This is a genomic window from Bradyrhizobium sp. 138 (assembly GCF_023074075.1).
Classification (GTDB): Bacteria; Pseudomonadota; Alphaproteobacteria; order Rhizobiales; family Xanthobacteraceae; genus Bradyrhizobium.
Window position 1 is genome coordinate 15,116 of record NZ_JADPKT010000095.1, and the last position, 19,754, is coordinate 34,869.

Below are 19,754 nucleotides of genomic sequence, written 5' to 3' on the forward strand. Positions count from 1 at the left end.
CTAGTTTGCATCTCCATCATCGTCGCTAATTCCTGATGTCCATGGCGCTGCGCAGGCCGTCCGAGAGGAGGTTGAAGCAGATCGAGACCGCGAAGATCATCGCGCCCGGAAGCGCGGCGACCCAGGGATTCACGTAGATCGCGGTCCGCAAGGTATTGAGCATCAACCCCCATTCCGGCTCCGGCGGCTTGGTGCCGAGGCCGAGGAAGGAGAGACCTGCGGCCAGGATCATCGAGACCGAAATGAGACTGGTGGCATAGACGAAGATCGACCCCAGCACATTCCCGAGGATATGCACGCGCATGATGGTGAAGGGCCCGGCGCCCGAGGCACGCGCGGCCTCGACAAAGTCCATGTTGCGCACGCCTGTGGTGACGCTCTCGGCGACGCGGGTGATCTGCGGCACGAACACGACCGTGAGCGATACGATCGAGTTGAGGATGCCGGCGCCAAGCGCGCCGGAAATCGCGATCGCCAGCAACACGGAGGGAAAGGCATAGAACACGTCGACCGTGCGCATGATCGCGGTGTTGAGCTTGCCGCCGACATAACCGGCAACGAGGCCGAGCGAGGTGCCGATGCAGAAGGCGAGGATCACGGGCAGGATGCCGATGACCAGCGACAGCCGTCCGCCATAGATCAGCCGCGCCAGCATGTCGCGGCCGAGTTCGTCGGTGCCGAGCGGATAACCTGATGTGCCGATGTGGCGCAGGCGGCGGATCATCGAGCCCTTGTAGGGATCTTCCAGACCCAGCCATGGCGCGAGGATCGCAGAGAGGAAGATCAAAAGCAGCACCAGCGCGCAGGCCATGCTGACCTTGTCGCGCGTGATGCGGCGGCCGACGGTCGCCCAATAGCCGCGCGCCTTGGTCGCGGGCGCGGCCTGTAGCGTGGCATCGGCGGTGGCAGACAACGGAAGCTCGCTCATCGCCTGGCTCCCGGTGCGCATTGTTGCAATCGGTGCAAGCCCGGAAGGCAGTGCACCTCTCCCGCTTGCGGGAGAGGTCGGCGCGTAGCGCCGGGTGAGGGCTTTCTCCTCTGGGGGGGTCTCGCGAGTGGAGACACCCTCTCCCCAACCCTCCCCCGCAGGCGGGGGAGGGAGCGCACCGTTTGCTTGGTCACAGCTAGGCTCATCCCGCTAGCCCCGCTTGATGCGCGGGTCGATCGCGGCTTGCGCGATATCGACCAGGAGATTGAGGAAGACGAAAAACAGCGCCAGGATCAGGATCGTGCCCTGCAACAACGGTAGATCGCGCTGGAAGATCGCCGAGTTGAGCAGGAAGCCCGAGCCCGGCCAGGAGAACACGGTCTCGATCAGGATCGAGCCGCCGAGCATGTAGCCGAGCTGAAGCCCCATCACGGCGAGTGCGGTGGGCGCGGCGTTCTTGATGACATGGCGGAACACGCCACGCTCATGCAGGCCTTTTGCCCGCAGGGCCTCGACGAAATCCTGGCTGAGGATGTCGCCGGTGAGCGCACGCACGGTGCGGGTGACGATGCCCATCGGAATCACCGAGGTCGTGATCGCCGGCAGCACCAGATATTTCAGGTGGGCCCAGTCCCAGGCCCAGGAGTTGGAGCCGTTCGGCCCGGCACCGACCGCGGGCAGCCAGTTCAGCTGCACCGAGAAGATGATGACGAGCACCATGCCGAGCCAGTAATGCGGCACCGACACGCCGGCGATGGCAAAGGAGGTCGCGACCTTGTCGATCCAGGTCTCGCGGAAATAGCCCGCGATCAGGCCGAGCAGGATGCCCATGGTGAAGCCGATGATCGCGGCGGCAATCGCCAGCGTGACGGTGTTGCCGACCGCGCGCATGACTTCGGCGAGGACGGGGCGACCGGTGGCGATGGAATTGCCGAGATCGCCATGAAGGGCGCGCAAGAGCCAAAGCCCGAATTGCACCGGCAGCGGGCGGTCGAAGCCATAGGCGGTCCGCAGCTGCGCGGCAAGTTCCTGTGAGGCGTCGGCCGGCAGCACGGCGACGAGCGGATCGCCCGGCGTGATGTGCACGAGCAGAAAACACACCAGCGCGACGCTGATGACGATGGGGACGACATAGACGATGCGTCTGGCGATATAGGCGAGCACGTTGTTTCTTTTCTTCCCTACTCCCCTTGTGGGAGAAGGTGGCGCGAAGCGCCGGATGAGGGGTATCTATCCGCGGAGATTATTGCATCGATGGAGAGGTCAGCTCCCGCGGAGAGAGACCCCTCACCCGGCTTCGCTTCGCAAATCCACCCTCTCCCACAGGGGGAGAGGGTGCAGCCAGCACGCGGCGCGAACTACTGCGCGATCGACACCGGCGAGAAGTCGATGAACCAGCTCTTCGGCTGCACGACGCCTGTCACCTTCGGGCTCATGGCGCGCGGGCCGACGTCGTGGGCGACGTAGAGGAAGGCGGCATCGTCGACCGAGGCCGCGTGCAGCTCGGCGAGCGCAGCGTCGCGCGCGGCGGGATCGAAGGTCTGGCGTGCCTTCTTCACCAGCTCGTCGAACTTGGGCTCGTTGATGAAACCCCAATTGTTCGAGACCGGCGCCGCCATGCCCGACTGCAGGAAGCGCACCAGCGCGAAGAACGGGTCCATCGCCGCATAGGTGACGTTGGTCGCGTTCGAGCCGTTGGCGGTGGGGTCCTTGGCGCCGCGGCGCCAGTTGGTGAACAGCGTATTCCATTCGATGACGTCGAGCTTCACGTCGAAATAGCACTCAGCGAGCGCCTGCTGGAGATATTCGTTCATCGGCAAGGGCTGCATCTGGCCCGAACCCGAGGCGGACGTCTGCGTCTTCACCGTCAGCTTCTTGTTGGGGCCGAAGCCGGCCTCCTGCATCAGCTTTTGCGCAGCGGCCTTGTCGTACTTGATCTGAAAGCTCGGCTTGCCGCGCCAGGGATGGCCAGGCTCGAACGTGCCGCTCGCCGGCACCATCAGGCCGGCGAGCAGGCCGTCCCTGAGGCCTTCGCGATCGACGCAGAGGTTCGCGGCCTTGCGCACGCGGATGTCGTTCCAGGGCGAACCCTCGATGCGCGAGAACTGCCACGGCCAGACATGCGGCTGCTCGTTGGCGTAGAGCTTGAAGCCGCGCTGCTTCAATTCGGGCAGCGCGTCGGGCGCAGGCGCCTCGACCCAATCGACCTGTCCGGAGAGCAGCGCCGCGGTGCGCGCGTTGGCTTCCGGCATCGGCAAGAGCACCATCTTGTCGACCTTGGGCACGCGCGCCTTGTCCCAATAGCTCGCGTTCTTGACGAGCTCGAGCCGCTCGCGCGGCGTGAAGCTCGCCATTTTCCACGGGCCGGTGCCCGCTGCGTCCTTGGCAAACGCAGTCCAGGCGGCCTGCGATTTGGCCTTGGCGTCAGCGCCTTCGGCCTTGTCATAGAAATGCTGCCACTTCGCCGGGCTCGCCATGAACAAATTGGTGAGGTTGATCGGCAGGAAGCTGTCGGGCTCCTTGGTGGTGAGCTCGACCGTCATATCGTCGACCTTCTTCGCCGACGCCAACGTCGGCATGCGCGAGGCCGTGACGCCGACCTGGCTGGCGTCGAATTGCGGCGCATCCTGCTTCAAGACCTTCTCGACGTTCCACACCACGGCGTCCGCATTGAAGGGCGAGCCGTCGTGGAAAGTCACGCCAGGGCGCAGCTTGAAGGTCCATTTGGTCTTGTCGGCATCGTCGACCTTCCACTCGGTGGCAAGGCCGGGGATCACCACGCTCGCCTTGTCAGCAGAGGACAAATCCCAGCCGGTGAGCGCGTCATACATGGTGAGGCCGGTGAAGCGGTTGCCCTCAAAGCCCTGATCCGGCTGGCCCAGCGTGCGCGGAATATCGGCAGCGGTCATGCCGATGCGCAGCACAGTCTCGGCGCTGACGGCGCGCGGCCAGGCAGCTGCCGTCGTTAGAGCGAGCACCGCGATCAATGCCGCGCGTGTAGTCTTCTTGGTAAACATCGCCTCAATCCTTTTTCGGCTTCGATGACTATTTTTGATGCAATCGTATGCAACGGCTATGCCAAAGAGAAACTTATTCTGTCATTTGTCGATGCGACGACAAGTCCTTGCGGCCGATGCGCGGTTAAGCGCAACGCGCTGCCTATTCTGGCATCAAGATTGCAGGTTCGGCTCCGAAATTTCGTTGGGAGCTTTAGGCCATGCGTCTTCGATTATCGACTTGTCTCGCCGTGCTTGCGCTGGCGGGCACCGCAATCTCGGCGCGCGCCGAGAGCGTGGTGCGCTACGGCATCTCGATGGCGGATATCCCGCTGACGACGGGACAGCCCGATCGCGGCGCCGGCGCCTATCAGTTCACCGCGTATACGATCTACGATCCCCTGGTGGCCTGGGAGATGGACGTCGCCGACCGTCCCGGCAAGCTGGTGCCGGGCCTCGCGACCGAGTGGAAGGTCGATGACGCCGACAAGACCAAATGGCGATTCACGCTCCGCAAGGGCGTCAAATTTCACGACGGCAGCGAGTTCAATGCCGATGCGGTGATCTGGAATCTGGACAAGGTGCTCAACGACAAGGCGCCGCATTTCGACAAGCGGCAGAGCGCGCAAGTAAAAACCCGCCTGCCCTCCGTCGCGAGCTACGCCAAGATCGACGACTTCACCGTGGAGATCACGACCAAGACGGTCGATTCCTTCTTCCCCTATCAGATGCTGTGGTTCCTGGTGTCGAGCCCGGCGCAGTATGACAAGCTCGGCAAGGATTGGGACAAGTTCGCGGGCCAGCCCTCCGGCACCGGCCCGTTCAAGCTGACAAAGCTGGTGCCGCGCGAGCTCGCCGAGCTCAGCAAGAATCCCGACTACTGGAACAAGAAGCGCATTCCCAAGGCCGACAAGATCGTGCTGGTGCCGATGCCGGAAGCGCTGACGCGCACCAATGCGCTGCTTGCGGGGCAAGTCGATCTGATCGAGACGCCGGCGCCGGACGCCGTGCCGCAGCTCAAAGCCGCCGGCATGAAACTCGTCGACAACGTCACGCCGCATGTCTGGAATTATCATCTCAGCGTGCTGCCGGGCTCGCCCTGGACCGATATCCGCCTGCGCAAGGCGCTGAACCTCGCGATCGATCGCGAGGGCGTGGTCGGGCTGATGAACGGCCTCGCCAAACCCGCCAAGGGCCAGGTCGACCCGTCGAGCCCATGGTTCGGCAAGCCGGGCTTCGAGCTGAAATACGATCTCGCTGCGGCGAAGAAGCTGGTCGAGGAGGCCGGCTATTCCAAAGCAAAACCGCTGAAGGCCACCTTCATCATCGCGCAAGGCGGCACCGGCCAGATGCTGTCGCTGCCGATGAACGAATTCTTGCAGCAGAGCTTCAAGGAGATCGGCATCGAGATCGACTTCAAGGTGGTCGAGCTCGAGACGCTCTATACACACTGGCGCAAGGGCGCGGCCGACGAGATGAACGCCGGCATCACCGCCAACAATATCGCCTATGTCACCTCGGACCCGCTCTACGCCATCGTCCGCTTCTTCCATTCGGGCCAGGTCGCGCCCGTGGGCGTGAACTGGGGCGGCTACAAGAACCCGAAGGTGGATGCCCTGATCGACGAGGCCAAGCAGACCTTCGATGCCGCCAAGCAGGACGAGCTGCTGGCGCAGGCGCACGCGCTGATCGTGGACGATGCCACGCTGGTCTGGGTGGTCCATGACACCAACCCGCACGCGCTGTCACCGAAGGTGAAGCAGTTCGTGCAGGCGCAGCACTGGTTCCAGGATCTGACGACGATCGGGATGGAGTGAGGGTGAAGATGCCGGACACCGCTGCCATAGGGTGGGCAAAGCGAAGCGTGCCCACCACCAGAGTGCGATGAGAGAGACGGTGGGCACGGCGCTTCGCGCCTTTGCCCATCCTACGGGAGCGACGCCGTGGCTCCTACTTCGTCAGCAGCGCATAGGCTCCGGTCCAGCCCTCGGCCGGTGGGCTGAGCTGGAAATCCTTGATGCGGGCCTCATAGAGCCTGAACAGCTTTTCCAGCGTGTCGGCGTCTTCGCTGCGACGGCCGCGTTCGATCGCATCCAGCGCGCCCTGCCAGTCGCGGCCGCGGTAGCAGGCAAGCATCTCGATGGTGATGTTGCGCAGGCGCTGGAAGGCCGCGGAATGCATCACGTCCTCGCGGCCGGCGATGGCGTAGATCACCTCCGGCTCGGTCTTGCCCTTGACCATGATGAAGTCGAGCTCGAGGATCGCGAATCTGTCCTTGGCGGCGAGCGCGGTCCTGGATCCCACGATGATGGGAAAGCCGTATTCCTTCGACTGGCCTTCCAGGCGTGAGGCGAGGTTCACGCTGTCGCCGAGCACCGAATAGTTCTTCTTCAGATCGGAGCCCATGTTGCCGACGACGCCGATGCCGGTGTTGAGGCCGATGCCGACATTGAGCGGAATATAGACATGCCCGCCCTCGGCGGCCTCCTGCTCACGCTCCTTGTTGACTGCGTCGATCTGCTCCAGCATCTGGATCGCCGCCTCACAGGCGTTGATCTCGTGCTCGGCATCGTCGAGCGGCGCGTTCCAGAACGCCATGATGGCGTCGCCCATGTACTTGTCGATATAGCCCTTCTGCTCGATGATCACGTCCGTCAGCGGCGTCAGGAAGCGGTTCATCAACTCGATGAGCCCTTGCGGATCATGCTTGTAGCTCTCCGAGATCGTGGTGAAGCCGCGCACGTCGGAGAACATGATGGTCATCTCGCGCTCCTCGCCGCCGAGCACGAGCTTCTCCGGCGACTGCACCAGCTGCTCGACCAGCACCGGCGACATATATTGCGCGAACTGCCCGCGGATCTGCACGCGCTGTCGCTGCTCGCGCACGAAGCTGGCGAATATCAGCGTCAGATAGACCGCGGTGGTCGAGAGCAGCGGATAGGTGAAGTCGATGAGATAGCGGTACTGCGTATAGAAGAACCAGGACACGCCGACCAGGATGGCAGCGAAAGCCGCACCCGCGAGCACCAGGCGCACCGGTCCGAGGTTCGGCGTGAAGATGATGACCAGCAGGCCGATGACCAGCGCCGCGATCAGCTCGACGCCGAGCGCATAGTTCGGCTGCGAGATCACCGCACCGCTGAGCACACTCTCCAGCACCTGGGCGTGGATCTCGACCCCCGGCATGGTCGCGGACACCGGCGTGGTCTTGATGTCGTTCAGCCCGGCCGCGGAAGTCCCGACCAGCACCAGCTTGCCGGCGAACTTGCTCGGCGGCACGCTGTTGTCGAGCACGTCGGCAGCGGAGACGTAGATCGATGGATCCCGGCGGGCATAGTGCACCCAGAACTGGCCGTTCTTGTCGGTCGGGATCTCGACACTCTTGAGGCGGACGCCCCGCACGCCGGTCTTGTCGGTCCTGACCAGCAGCGTCGGCGTGCCCGTGACGACGCGCAGGATCTCGAGGCTGAGCGACGGCATGATGTTGCCCTGGGCACGCATGATCATCGGCACGCGGCGGATGAACCCGTCCCGCTCTTTCCTGATTGAAAACAGGCCGCGGCCGGCCGCAACCCTCTCTATGATCGGCACGTTGCGCAGCAAGCCCGGAAATTCGAACAGGAAGCGTTCGGCGCCCTCCTCCCCGACCGTCGCCACGCCCGTGAACGGAAGTGATTTATCGAGGTCGGACAAGACCTCCGGAAGCCCGGTCTCGCCCAGCACGACGCGCGAGCGCTTGATCGCGTCGGCGAGGATCTGGTCGTTGGTCGGCAACTCGCGCAGCTTGGCGCGGGTGGCATCATCGAGATAGCGCATCTGGTTCGCAACCAGATCCGGGTTGAGCCGGTCGGGCTCCGAGAACACCACGTCGAAGCCGATCGCCACCGCGCCATTATTCGTGAGATTCTGGATCAGGTCGGCGATCCGCGTCCGCGGCCACGGCCATTGCCCGAGCTTGGCGAGGCTCTTGTCGTCGATATCCACGATGGTCACGGGTCGCGCCGCCTTGTCGCGTGGATCGATCAATTGGAACATATCGAAGGTGCGTAGCCGCAACTCCTGGATCGGCGGCGGATCCCAGAGACGCGCGCCGGCGAACAGGACCAGCAGCGCAAGGCACATCAGCCGCGCGAAGCCGAACTTGCGCGCAAACCACCGCCGCAGGATTTTCAGACGTTTCATGCCAGTAGGACTTCCTGCCCCGGATCATGCCGGGCGCATCAATCATGAAGCGTCCACGTGCGATTGGCTATTCCCTAAGGGTGGTAGAGAAGGAATTTTTGCCCGTCGAGCTACGCACCGATCGGCCAAAAGAGCCGGACGTCCTCACGTGACATGCGCGCCGAAAATGAAATCGCTGGCCTGAAGATTTGCGGCGACCACGTTCTTGAGCAGAAGCGACTCGTGTTCCTGTATCGGTCCGGATTGCAGCGTGACCTCCTGATTCCAGGTGATCAGGGTGTCGCCATTCTGCAGCTGAGCAATGGCGAGGTTGCTCGTCGAGCTCACGTCCGAGAACTGGCGGAGGTCGATCTTGTCGAGGCCCGCCGTGAAGTCGGTGATGGTGTGCGAGAAATCGGTGACGGGCTGCCCGCTGCCGTCGTACATCAAGCCCGGCATGAACACGAACTGGTCCTTGGCGCCGCCGCCGGTCAGCGTGTCGTTCGTCTCGGTCGCGAAGATGACGTCCTTGCCGCTGGTGCCTTCCAGGATGAGGCTCTGGCCGATGTCGCCGGCCTCAAAGATGAAATTGACGGTGTCGAACAGGCCGGTGGTCGTATCCGTCACCTTCAGCGTGATCTGGTCGGTATCCGGTGGCGTCTGACCCGCATCGTAGGTGATGCCTGCGCCCTCGGCGAGACCCGCATTGATCTCATCGAGCGAACCGGACGTCGGATAGAGACCGACGCTGCTGACGGTCGGGTGCGCGGTCGACACTTCGACGGTGAAATTATGCGTCGCGGCGCCGGCGTCGTTGTCGATGACCAGCAAGTCGGTGATGATGTCGGTGCTATTTTCGTTGATGTGCTCGACGTGGAAGCCGGAAGTGTCGATGACAGGCCCGCCGTCGACTTTGACCATCACATCCTTCGTGACCGTGTAAGTGTCCGTCAGCGGCCCGCTCAGGCCGCTCACGGAATCGATGACGGTCGCGCCGACATGCAGGCTGAACTCGCCGTGGTATCCGACCGGTGCAGTCATCGTCAGTCCCGACGTCCCGAGCGATGCGATTTCCGCCGCACTGATCAGCCAGTGGCCGGCATCGGCACCGGTTCCAGCATGACCAATCGAGAAGGTCGCGTCGGCCGGATAGCCCGAGAGCTTGATCAGGAGCGTTTCGGACCCGTCGGTGTCGGCAGCCGCCGCGGTGATGGCCGGTAGCTTGACCTGGCCGCTTTCCGAGCCGAACCCAGGCACCGCGAACACGCGCGCCTCGACGTCGTTGCCACCGACGCCCGAAGTGTACCAGGCCGAGACGATCTTGCCGGCCGCCGTCACGGCGGTCGGGTTGGACCGATCGGGCAGGAACAGCTGGTCGCCAGCCGTGGTCTCGTTGATGACGAAAGACGAACCGACCGCGTGGAGCGATGCATCGAAGCGCTGGCCCAAAAGACCGAGGCTCCCAGGGGCGTCATGGCTCTGGTAGGTTACCAGGAAGCCACCGTCCGGCAGGGTCTGCACCGTCCCGGTCATCGCATCCGAGATGCTCACCTCGCTACCGATCGGCGCACCGGACGAACTGAAGTGCCTCAGCACGAGCGCGTTCGCGTCGGTGTAGGATACGACGATCGACCCGTCCTTCAGCACGGCGAGTTCGCCGCCATATTGATCGCCAGCGGTGTTGGTGTTGACCTGCACCTCTCCGCCGAGCTTGTTACCTTGCGCGTCGAACCGCTGGAAGTAGACGCCCCAGCTGTCCGGTGTGTCCTGGCCATAGGAATGCCACGACGCCACGAAGCCGCCATCGGAAGTCGCGGCGACGGAGTCGCCCTGCTGCTGGCTGGCAGTCGTGGTGTTGATCAAGAAAGGACCGGACGTCGCGGTCCCGCTGGCATCGTAGACGATCCCGTAGGTGCCTGACGTGCTGCTGTCGAACGTGACGTAGGTGATGACGAAGCCGCCGTTCGACAGCGCCGCAAGCGTCGAATTCTCGCCATAGCCGCTGAGGGAGGCCTCGCCGCCCACCGGCGAAGCCGCGGCATCATAGCGCTGCAAGTGGATGGTCGCTTGATTGTCACTGCCGGAGGTCCAGCTCACGACGAACCCTCCGCCCTCAAGCCCGACCACATAGGGGCTCGACTGACTACCCCCAGTCGCCGTGTTGACTCGGAACTCGCCCCCGACCTTCGCGCCCGAGCTGGCATAGTGTTGCGCATAGATCCCGGTGCCGTCGCCGTCCTGCCCCTGCGACACCCAGGCAATGACGTAGCCACCGTCCGAGAGCGCACCGACCGCACTGTAGGTCTGGTCGTTCGCCGTGGTGGTGTTGACCAGGAACTCCCCTGCATCGGGAATCGGCGTATAGTCGATGGCAAACGCCGGCGGATCGGCCACGGGGATCACTTCCGTGCTGAGAGTCGCAGCTTGAGCCGATATGCTGGAGCCGATCGCGGGCGACGTGATATCGATGAGGACAGCCGTCGTGACGTTGCCGCCATAGGTGTCGTCCAGCGCATGCACGTCGAGGCTGCCCGGCACACCGCTGTAATTCGCGGCCGGCACGAAGCGGATCAGCGCGTCGGTGGCAAGCACGAGCGCGCTGGTCTCGCTGACACCGGAAATATCAATCCACTGATTGCTGCCGGCAACTTCGTACTGCCACACGCCCTGCGCCGCGGTGGCGTGGGAGGCCGTGATAGCGACGGCCTTGAAGCCCGCGCCGGCGTCTGCATCGTGGCAACCGGCGGAAAAGAGCATGCCGACGCTGGATCCGGCGGGAGCGGCGGCATCTTCGTCGATCGCACCGAGCGTCGCGTCGGCCAAAGTCGGCGCGTCGTTCGCGCCGGTGATCGTGACGGTGACCTGCGCGGTATCGGTCTCGCCCTGGTGGTCATCCAGCGCGATGGTCGACACCACGGTTGCGGTCTGCCCCTCGGCGAGGAAGTCCAGCGTGTCGTCGGTGATCGAATAGCTCCAGCCGACGGCACCGTTGTTCTTGTTGCCCGGCTGCTGAAGCGACAGCGCTTGCTCGAGTGCGGCGATCTCGCCGGACGACAGCGTCAGCTGCGTCGTGTGGTCGGTATCGAGCCAGGTCACGGCCTGACCGGTGATCGTCGCGGTCGGCCGGTCGGTCAGGTCGATGTCGGTGAAATGGATCGTGCCGGTCCCGCCCGAAACCGGGTCGAGCGCGGTCGATCCCGTGGTGTCCGCAAGCTCGGAGAAGCTCACGCTCGGCTGGGCCTCGGCCGCGGTGAAGACCGGCGCGTCGTCATCGGCATTGAGCGTGATCAGCGTGCCGCCATGACCGTCGCTGCTGCCGGCAAAATGCGCGTTGCTGTAGTCGGCACCGACGAGCTTCAGCGTGATCGTGTGGCCGTAGGCATCGCTCACGACGAGATTGCCGGTGACCGGGTCGTAGGTCGCCGAGGTGCCGCCGTCATATTTGATGGTCGACAGATCGATCTTGTCGGTCGCGGCGAAGCCCGCGATCGAGCCGCCGAAGCTGCCGGTATCGACCTGCAGCATGGCACCGCCGCCGTCGAAGGTGATAGTCTGCGACACCGTACCCTCGAGCTTCAGCGTCGCATTGGTGTCGATCGTCACGGAGCCTGAGCCCGACAGCGAGCCGAACAGCGTCAGGGTCCCGCTATTGACCTCGATGTTGCCGGTGTTGGCGATAGTGCCCGAGATCGACGCCGTGCCCCAGCTGTCGATCTCATTGGAATTGGCGATGCTCAGGCCGCTCCCGGAAATCGAGGCGCCATTGAGCAGATCGATGTGGCCCGCGTTGACGATCGAGGACAAATTGCCGAACACGCTGGTGCCGGAAACGGTCCAGGTGCCTGCCGCTTCGTTGTTGAAAGTCGCGGTGGCGACCGAGACATTGCCGTTGATGTGACCGCTGTTGTTGATCACGACGGCCCCGCCGGTTTCGACGATGGCGTAAGTCGCGGCAGTCACGGTCGAGGCGACGGCGGGTCCGATCGTGCCGGAATTGTCGATCGTCGCCGTGCCGGTCGCGTTCTCCTGGATATAGATCGCCGCGTGGGCGGTCGGAGCCACGATCGATCCTGAATTGGTGATATGGGTCGAGCCGGTCGCACCCGCCCCGTTCTGCGTCACGCTGATTCCGGCCAGACTCGTGCTGGTGATGCTGCCATCGTTGACGATGGTGATATCGCCGGCGCCGCTCGCAACGGCGGCGAGGCCGACCGTGCCGGTGGCGGAGCCGTTGTTGGTGACGCTGACGTCGCCGCCGCCATGATCGAATGCGCCGATGGCGGTGCCCGCGGCCGTGATGGACGACAGCTCGCCGGTCGTGACCGTGACGTTGCCGGCGCCCCAGGTGAATGCCTCGATACCGTAGCCTGCAGCGGCGGTGATCGTGGCATCGCTGTCCACGATGACGTCGCCGTTGACTGCATTCGAGAATGTGCCGAGGCCGCCAGGCTTGTAGCCTGCGATGATCCCGCCCGGCGTGGTTCCGTCGTTGTTCAATGTCGAGCCGGAATGGATCGTGCCGTGCGCCTCGACCGTGATCGTGCTGCCCACGCCGGTCGCGATCGCGACGGCGTAATTGACTGCGACGATGCCCGAGCTGCCCGAGGTGATGTTGTCGCCGTTCGCCAGGGTGACCGTGATGTCACCCGCATCCAGGCTGTAGGCCCTAATGCCGTAGCTCGTCGCACCCGAGATCGTGACATTCTCGCCGAGCGTGACCGTGACATCGCCGGCGCCGCCGCTCAACGCAACGGCGTTGATGCCGACGCTCTGGCTGCCGGAGACCGAAATCGTCGTCCCGGCAAAGCTGTTCACCGTGACGTCGCCATTTCCATAGTTATAAGCGTTAATGCCGTAACCGGAAGCGGCGGTGATGTCGGCGTGGTTGTTGACGATCACCGCACCGTTGACGCCGGTGTTGGCGCTGGTGCCGCTCGCCGCACCGGTGTAGCCGGCTTCGATTCCAGCCGGTAGATTGCCGGCCAGGTTCGGGCTGCTGCCGGAATTGACCGTGCCGTAAGTCGTCACAGTGATGCTGCTGCCGGACGCGCCACCGATCGAGCTTGCCCGGTTGACCGCGACGATGCCCGAGCTGCCCGAACTGAGGGCGCTGCCAGCCTCCGTCGTAACGCTCAGGCTGCCGCTGCCATAGCTGCGCGCCCGAATGCCGTAGATCGAATCACCCGCGATCGTACCGCCGGCGTCGATCCCGATGTCGCCATTGCCTTGCGTTGTTGCATCGATGCCGTACGCGCCACCGACGGCGCCGCCGAGCTGGGTGATCGAGATATCGCCGCCATTGGTGCCGTTCAAATTCTCGACCAGCACGCCGACCGAATTCGCGCCGGAGCCGGTCGCCTTGCCGGTGAGATTGCTGACCGTGATCGTGCCGGAGCCGGTCGCGCTATCGCGCAGCCAAATGCCATGGCCGGCGAGGCCCTTGATATCGCCAGTCGCCGACAGCGAAATGTCGCCAACGCCGTTCTGGGTGACGACGATGCCGTTGGCCGCGCCGGTCAGTGCGCCGGTGGGCGTGAGAACGATGTTGCCATGGCTGCCGCTCGTCCCGCCCGATGCCGTGAAGTCGAGCGCATCGCCACTCGACGCCGTGATATCGGCATCCCCGGTGATGGTGAAGATGCCGCCGGTCGACGCCTGACCGGCGATGGTGCCGGTAAAGCCATGGCTCGTGGCGTCGAGCCCGAGCGTATTGCTGCCGCCGGCGAAGGTCACGGTCTGCGCATCCGCACCGCCGAGCTTGAGCGTCGCCCCGTCGTCGATGATTAGCGTCCCCACGCCGGTGAGGCCGCCGGCGAGGTTGAGCGTGCCGCTCTGGACCTCGATCGTTCCGGTGTTGGTGACCCCGGCCGTGATCACGTTCAGGCCGGAGACGCCGTAGAGGTTGCCGGAATTGCTCAGGCTGCCGCCGTTGATAGATACATCGGACAGATAGAGCTGCGAAGTGCCATCGACCGCGATCGTACCGCCGATATTGGTGACGGTGGCGGTTGCCAGTTTCAGCACCCCGCCCGTCACCGCCTCGATCAGGCCCTGGTTGGTGATGGCGTGAGCGATGCCGGGATCGATCGTCAGCGTGCCGCCGGTGACGGTGATCGTGCCGGTGTTGGTGATATCGGCGGTGTTGATCGCGCTCGAGCCGGTCGATTCCAGCGTGCCCGCGATCTCCACCGTGCCGCCCTCGATGGTCGTACCGACGAGGCCGACCGTCGACCCCGACTCGACGGACACCGCGCCGCCGGCGTTGGCAACCGTCGTCGAGGTCAGCGTCAGGGTGCCGTCGTTGATCGCTGCCAGCGTCCCGGTGTTGGTGACGGCCTGCTGGTCGATGTCGAGGTCGGCACCATTGGCCCGAAGCGTGCCCGCATTGGCGATGGCGGCCGAGGTCGTAGCGGTCAGCGTCAGCACGCCGCCGACTGCCTCGATCAGACCATCGTTGGTGATGGAAGAATTGGTGATCGTGCTGGCGCCGGAGGAAGCCAAGGTCCCGGAAACCGCAAGTACGCCGCCGGTCAGGCCTGCAGCCGACAACGTCAGCTTCTTGTTCGCATCGACCTTGACGGTGCCGCCATTGGCGATCGCGGCGCCGGCAACGGTGGCGTCGTCAAGCGTCAGCGTGACGCCGCTTTGGACCGTGACGGCGCCGTTATTCAGCATGGCGTTGCCGCCGATCGTGCTGTTGCCCGTGACGTCGATTGTACCGCCGGCCGCGCCGCTGTAATTGTTGATGGTGCCGCCCGAGATCTCGGTGCCGGACAGCGTCAGGGTTTGGCCGTCGTCGACCTTGATGACATGGCCGGTATTGGCAAGGACGTCGTTGAGCAGCGTCGCAGCGCCCGCGATCTCGAGCATGCCGTTATTGGTGATCGCCCCCTTGGCCGCGGCGGAAGCGCCCTGGATGATGGCGCCGTCCTCGAGCGTGACCGCGCCGTCGATCACGACGCTGGACTTGTCGGTGATGACAGTGCCGGAGACGGTGACGTCGTCCAGCGTCAACTCGGCATCGGCGGTGATCGCGCTGATGCTGACGGTAGCCCCGCCGTCGATCTTGCTGACGCCGGTGACATCGATCATGCCGGCGCCCTTGATGGCACCGCCGCTGATGGTGGAATCGTCCAGAATCAACGCGGCATTGGTATCGACGGTGACGCTGCCGCTCGAATTGTCGACGGTCGAGCCCTGGTCGATCGCCAGCACGCTGTTCGCCAGCACCGCGATCGCGCCGGTATTGGTAACGGTCTCGCTGCTCAGCGCGTTGCCGGTGCTGCTGACCTTGAACGTCGCATTGTTCGTGAGAACGCCGCCGCTCAGCACGGCGTTGCCGGTCAGGTCAATCTCGCCATTGTCAGTGACCGTGCCTGCGCCGCTGATGGTCGCGCCGTTGATGGTCAGCTTGCCGGATGCATCGATCGCGACATTGCCGGTGGTGGCGACCGTCGACCCCTGATCGATCGTCAGCCAGCCATTTGCCAGCACCTTGATCGTGCCGGACGTATTGGAGACGGTCTCGTGAGCGAACGCGACCGTATCCTGGACGTTGACCGTGCCTGAATTGATCAGCGTGCCGTTCTTGATCACGCTCGTGCCGTCGAGCTCCAGCGTGCCGAGAATGGCGACGGTGCCGCCATCGACCGTCACGCCGTCGACAATCAGCGTCGCGCCGGCATCAGCCTGGACGGTACCGCCGGTATTGGCGACATCGCTCTTCAGCAACAGCGTGCCGCCGGACAGGTCGATCGTGCCGTAATTGGCGATGGCGATCAGGGTATCGATCGTGCCGCCCGCCGCCAGGGTGAGCGTGCCCGCATTGGTGATCGTGCTGGTGTTGGTAACGACCACACCGGATGTCCGGGTGATCGTTTCGACATCGATCGCCCCACCGACGATGACGTGGCTTCCGAGCGAGTTGGTGAACTTCGCGTCGGCATTGAGGGTGAGCTTGCCCCCGATGGTCAGCGTGCTGTTGTTGATGATCTCCGGCGTCTTGTGGCCGGGCGCCGTGTCGTAGTCGTCCAGCGTCAGCGACTTGGCATAGGCGGCGGTATCGATCGTCACCGGATAGGACGGCGTCAGGCCGTGGAGCTGATCGGTGATGACGATGACGTCGTCGTTGCTGGTCGGAACCGTGCCGGTTTCCCAGTTGGCCGCGTCCTTCCAGAATCCGCCGGAGGGACCGCCGGCCTCGTCGGTCGCGATCCACACCACCGCGGGCGCATCGGTACCGGTGATCGTGACGGTGATGGTCTGCTGCGAGGTCGCGCCCTGCGAATCCGTCAGCGTCACGGTGTAGACCAGCGTCAGCACCGCGTTCTTCGGAATGAAGTCGGCGAGATAAACTGGCAGATCAGCCAGCGACCAGTTGATGACGCCGGTGCCGTCCCCGGTGCTGTCGGCGCCCGCGGCGATCGCGACCGACATCGCGCTCTGGAACGCCGCGAGCGGGCCCGGCGGAACGGTACCGCCGTCAGGCAAGGTCGCGCTGGTCAGCGCCACCGACACGGTATGTTTGTCGGTGAGATCGACGTCGTCGAAGTTCAGGGTACCCGACGTCGGCACATCGCTGGTGAGCGGGCCACCCGGAATGCTGGTGCCGCCTTCGAAGGTGATGACCGGAACGCCGGTGGTGATCACGGGCTTGTCGTTCGTTCCCGTGATCGTGATGGTGATCGGGATGAACTTGCTCTCGGGATTGACTGCGAAATTGGTGTCGACGCGGACCATATAGGTCAGCGTCAGCGTTTCGCCGGCCGCGAGGAAGTCGAAGACGTTGTCGGGGATCGTGTAGGTCCAGACTGCCGAGCCGTTGTTGTCGTTGCCGGCGCCGGGGACGACGTTGATCTGGATCAGCGTCGCCGCGATGTCCTGCTTCTGGAGCGCGGAGAGCGAGCCGGTGACGTCGTGCTGTCCGGCATCCTTGTAGACGTAGTTCGGCGCGTCGGCGAGGCTGATGCTCACCGTCGGCCGGTCGCCGAGGTTTTGATCGACGAACCTGATCAGGCCGGAAATCGTGTCGGTATGCGCGTCGCCGGTCGTATCAGCGCGCTCGATCAGCGCGAACGCCGTCTTCACGGCGCCGCCGGCGTCAAAGCTCTGCACAATCGGCTGGCCGGGTATACGCCCGGCAGTCGGCGTGGAGGTGGTGGGCGCCTCCTGCGCCGGTGGATTGACGTTCGTGAAGACAGCGGCCGCGACGTAGCCGGCCTGGGTCTTGATCAAGACTCCGTCGCTGGTCTGGGTGATCGTGTCGGTGAAGTTCGAGGTCAGCTTGGTGTTGGTGTTGTCGGTGAACTTCAGCGTGAACACGTCCGTGATCAGCTTCTGCACGTCCGGCGACATCAGCGCGTTGGAGATCGAGACGTTGCCGCCGCTGATCTGGATCATCTGGCCAGCCTGGTTGACCGTCGCGATCGGCAGCAGCGTGACCTTGTCGAACAGGATGTAGGAGCCCGTGGTGCCGTTCGGCTCGACCAGCACCTGGAAGCTCGCCTGCGGCTGCGGATCGCCGCCGCCGGCGGGAACGACGAAGTTGATCTGGGTCAGCACCGCAGTGCCGCGGATGCCCATGGTGGCGACCGGCGTGTCGATCTTCATGTCGCCGTGCTTGGCGGTCTCGCCGGCGACGAAGGTGATGGTGCCCGCGACAAGGCTGAGCAGCGAGGAATTGCTCGACCCGTTGGGGTCGTAGACCATCTCGTTCAGCACCATCCGCGCATTGGAGGACAGGCCGAACACGGTGCCGTCGATGAAGGTGATGCCGAGCGTCGAATCGGCGCCGGTCGAGACCACGTCACCCTTCTCGACATTGTCGCCGTTGTTCAGGATGACCGAGACGCCGTTGCGGATCGCGGTCGCGCTGCCCACGAGCTTGGTGACGTGGCCGATGACCTGGGCCGCGGTCGCGCCGGGCGCGGCTTGCGCAACCTGGACATGGCCCGTCAGCGCGTTGACGACGTCGCCGGTGAGATGGGCGCCATCGGGCGAGGCGAGCGCGGCGCGCTTGTCGCCCCGGAAATAATCGTGAATGACGAACTCGTGATCCTCGTGGGACAACACGAGATCGAGGCCTGTGCGCTTGAACTCGGCGTTGAAGATCAGGTTGGCGTCGGGAACAACGAACGCGCCCTCAGGCACGTGACCATGCGCTTTCGCCGTAAAGGAATCGACATGGGCATTGCCGGACGAGCGGGAACCCTGGCCGTCCAAGGAAATCGCGCCGTCAAATTGGCCAGCGTAATTCAAACGGGCACCGTGAAAAGGGTTAAAATTTAAGTAAGTATCGACCGCCTAAGCTTGCATAGCATTAGGAAGTCCTTAGCGATACCATCTATTGCTTGTGTGATTTCGCGTCACTTGGCTCCGGCAGGCCCCACGGGTCGGCGCCCCTAAAGAGAAGCCGAAGTAATTACTCAAATATTCCGAAGTCAAATTCGGCTCATTTCCACGCATTTCCAGTCATCCAAAGTAACCTGCCGTATAGCTACGGAGCAGATACTTGCGTCATCTCCCCTCCGCGGGGCCCCGCAGCATCCTGCGGCAAATACGGAGTTAAATCTGTGACCTAACTAACAGAACCCCCATGAAATAGGGGTGCGTTAGCCATAGGGCGCAGATTCGGTTGTTCTACAACTTGTGCCTGCATTGGCTCCCTTTCGCGGCACCAGGACACCTCCTTGCCTCCGAATCGTAAAATTTTACGCAATTTGGGCAGGCCCGTTTCAGCCTGTTCCCGCTTTTGGGAACCCCCTGCCGGGCGCGTTAAGCAGAACAAAACGGCCCGTCTCGCACTATCTCCCCGAAAGCAACAAAGCCCGGCGCGTCGAGGTCGAGGGGGACCTGGCGAAGCCCGGGAAGGGGATGTCAGATGGAGACGGCTGCTCGCTCGCGCGCCTGGCGCGCAATCCTTGTCCTGTGCGGATTGATCCTGCTCGGATCGGCCGCCGAGCTTCGCGCCGGCACGCTGCTGTCGCCGGGCGCCGGCGTCCTCGTGCGCAAATCCGCCGAGCCGTTTGGCGTGTTCGCCTTCGCCATCTCCGCCGGCAACCTGCGGCAGAAATGGCTGGCGCTGAAGGACAGGCTCGATGACGACATGGTTCAGCTTGCGCTGTGCGACGGCGACCGGGACAATTGCGCATCGCCTGCGGCCCTGAGGCTGCTCGCCATCGTCGACCAGGCCCGCACCCGCGACGGCCGCGCCCGGCTCGGCGAGGCCAACCGTGCCATCAACCTCGCCATCCGCGCCGCCGACGACGGCACTGACGACGTCTGGAGCTCGCCGCTTGCGACCTTCGCGCGCGGCGCCGGCGATTGCGAGGACTACGCCATCGCCAAGCTGGCCGCGCTGCGGCTGGCCGGCATTCCGCCAGAGGATCTCCGCATCGTCGTGGTTCGCGACGTCAGGGCCAGCGAAGCGCATGCGGTCGCCGCAGCAAAGCTCGATGGGCACTGGCTGATGCTCGACAACCGCCGCATGGCGATGGTCGAGGACGACGCTGCGCGGAGCTACCAACCGCTGTTCACACTCTACCAGTCGGCGGTGTTGAAATATGTCGACGAACCCGCTCGGTTCTCGATGGTCGCCGCCGAGGCACGCTGATTGTAGCGGCCTCGTAGCCCGGATGGAGCGCAGCGCAATCCGGGACGGTGCCGCCGTT

General features: G+C 64.1%; 7 protein-coding genes. 2 read left to right on the plus strand and 5 right to left on the minus strand.

What is annotated here, in order from left to right; all coding sequences use genetic code 11:
* Window positions 1-25: 25 nt before the first annotated feature.
* The 3 genes from IVA79_RS34235 to IVA79_RS34245 form a co-directional block, all read right to left on the minus strand.
* A complete protein-coding gene (locus IVA79_RS34235) occupies window positions 26-928 on the minus strand; it encodes an ABC transporter permease (RefSeq protein ID WP_247561552.1) in 903 nt (300 codons plus the stop codon).
* A gap of 210 nt (window positions 929-1,138) precedes the next feature.
* Window positions 1,139-2,092 (minus strand): ABC transporter permease, encoded by a 954-nt coding sequence (locus IVA79_RS34240; protein WP_246919844.1) that lies wholly within the window; start codon window positions 2,090-2,092, stop codon window positions 1,139-1,141.
* A 194-nt stretch (window positions 2,093-2,286) separates the two neighbouring features.
* On the minus strand, window positions 2,287-3,945 hold the full coding sequence (locus IVA79_RS34245) for an ABC transporter substrate-binding protein (protein WP_247561553.1): 1,659 nt from the start codon (window positions 3,943-3,945) through the stop codon (window positions 2,287-2,289).
* A gap of 200 nt (window positions 3,946-4,145) precedes the next feature.
* Here IVA79_RS34245 and IVA79_RS34250 point away from each other — a divergent pair, with 200 nt between their 5' ends.
* A complete protein-coding gene (locus tag IVA79_RS34250) occupies window positions 4,146-5,741 on the plus strand; it encodes an ABC transporter substrate-binding protein (RefSeq protein ID WP_247561554.1) in 1,596 nt (531 codons plus the stop codon).
* Window positions 5,742-5,874: 133 nt separating this feature from the next.
* On the opposite strand, the gene IVA79_RS34255 is transcribed toward IVA79_RS34250, so the two are convergent.
* Together IVA79_RS34255 and IVA79_RS34260 are read right to left on the minus strand one after the other, a co-directional pair.
* Entirely contained in the window at window positions 5,875-8,106 is a 2,232-nt protein-coding gene (locus tag IVA79_RS34255) for an adenylate/guanylate cyclase domain-containing protein (RefSeq protein WP_247561555.1), read from the minus strand.
* 144 nt (window positions 8,107-8,250) lie between these two features.
* A complete protein-coding gene (locus tag IVA79_RS34260; RefSeq protein WP_247561557.1) occupies window positions 8,251-18,306 on the minus strand; it encodes a VCBS domain-containing protein in 10,056 nt (3,351 codons plus the stop codon).
* A gap of 658 nt (window positions 18,307-18,964) precedes the next feature.
* On the opposite strand from IVA79_RS34260, the gene IVA79_RS34265 reads away from it, so the two are divergent.
* On the plus strand, window positions 18,965-19,696 hold the full coding sequence (locus IVA79_RS34265; RefSeq protein ID WP_247561558.1) for a transglutaminase-like cysteine peptidase: 732 nt from the start codon (window positions 18,965-18,967) through the stop codon (window positions 19,694-19,696).
* Window positions 19,697-19,754: the final 58 nt, after the last annotated feature.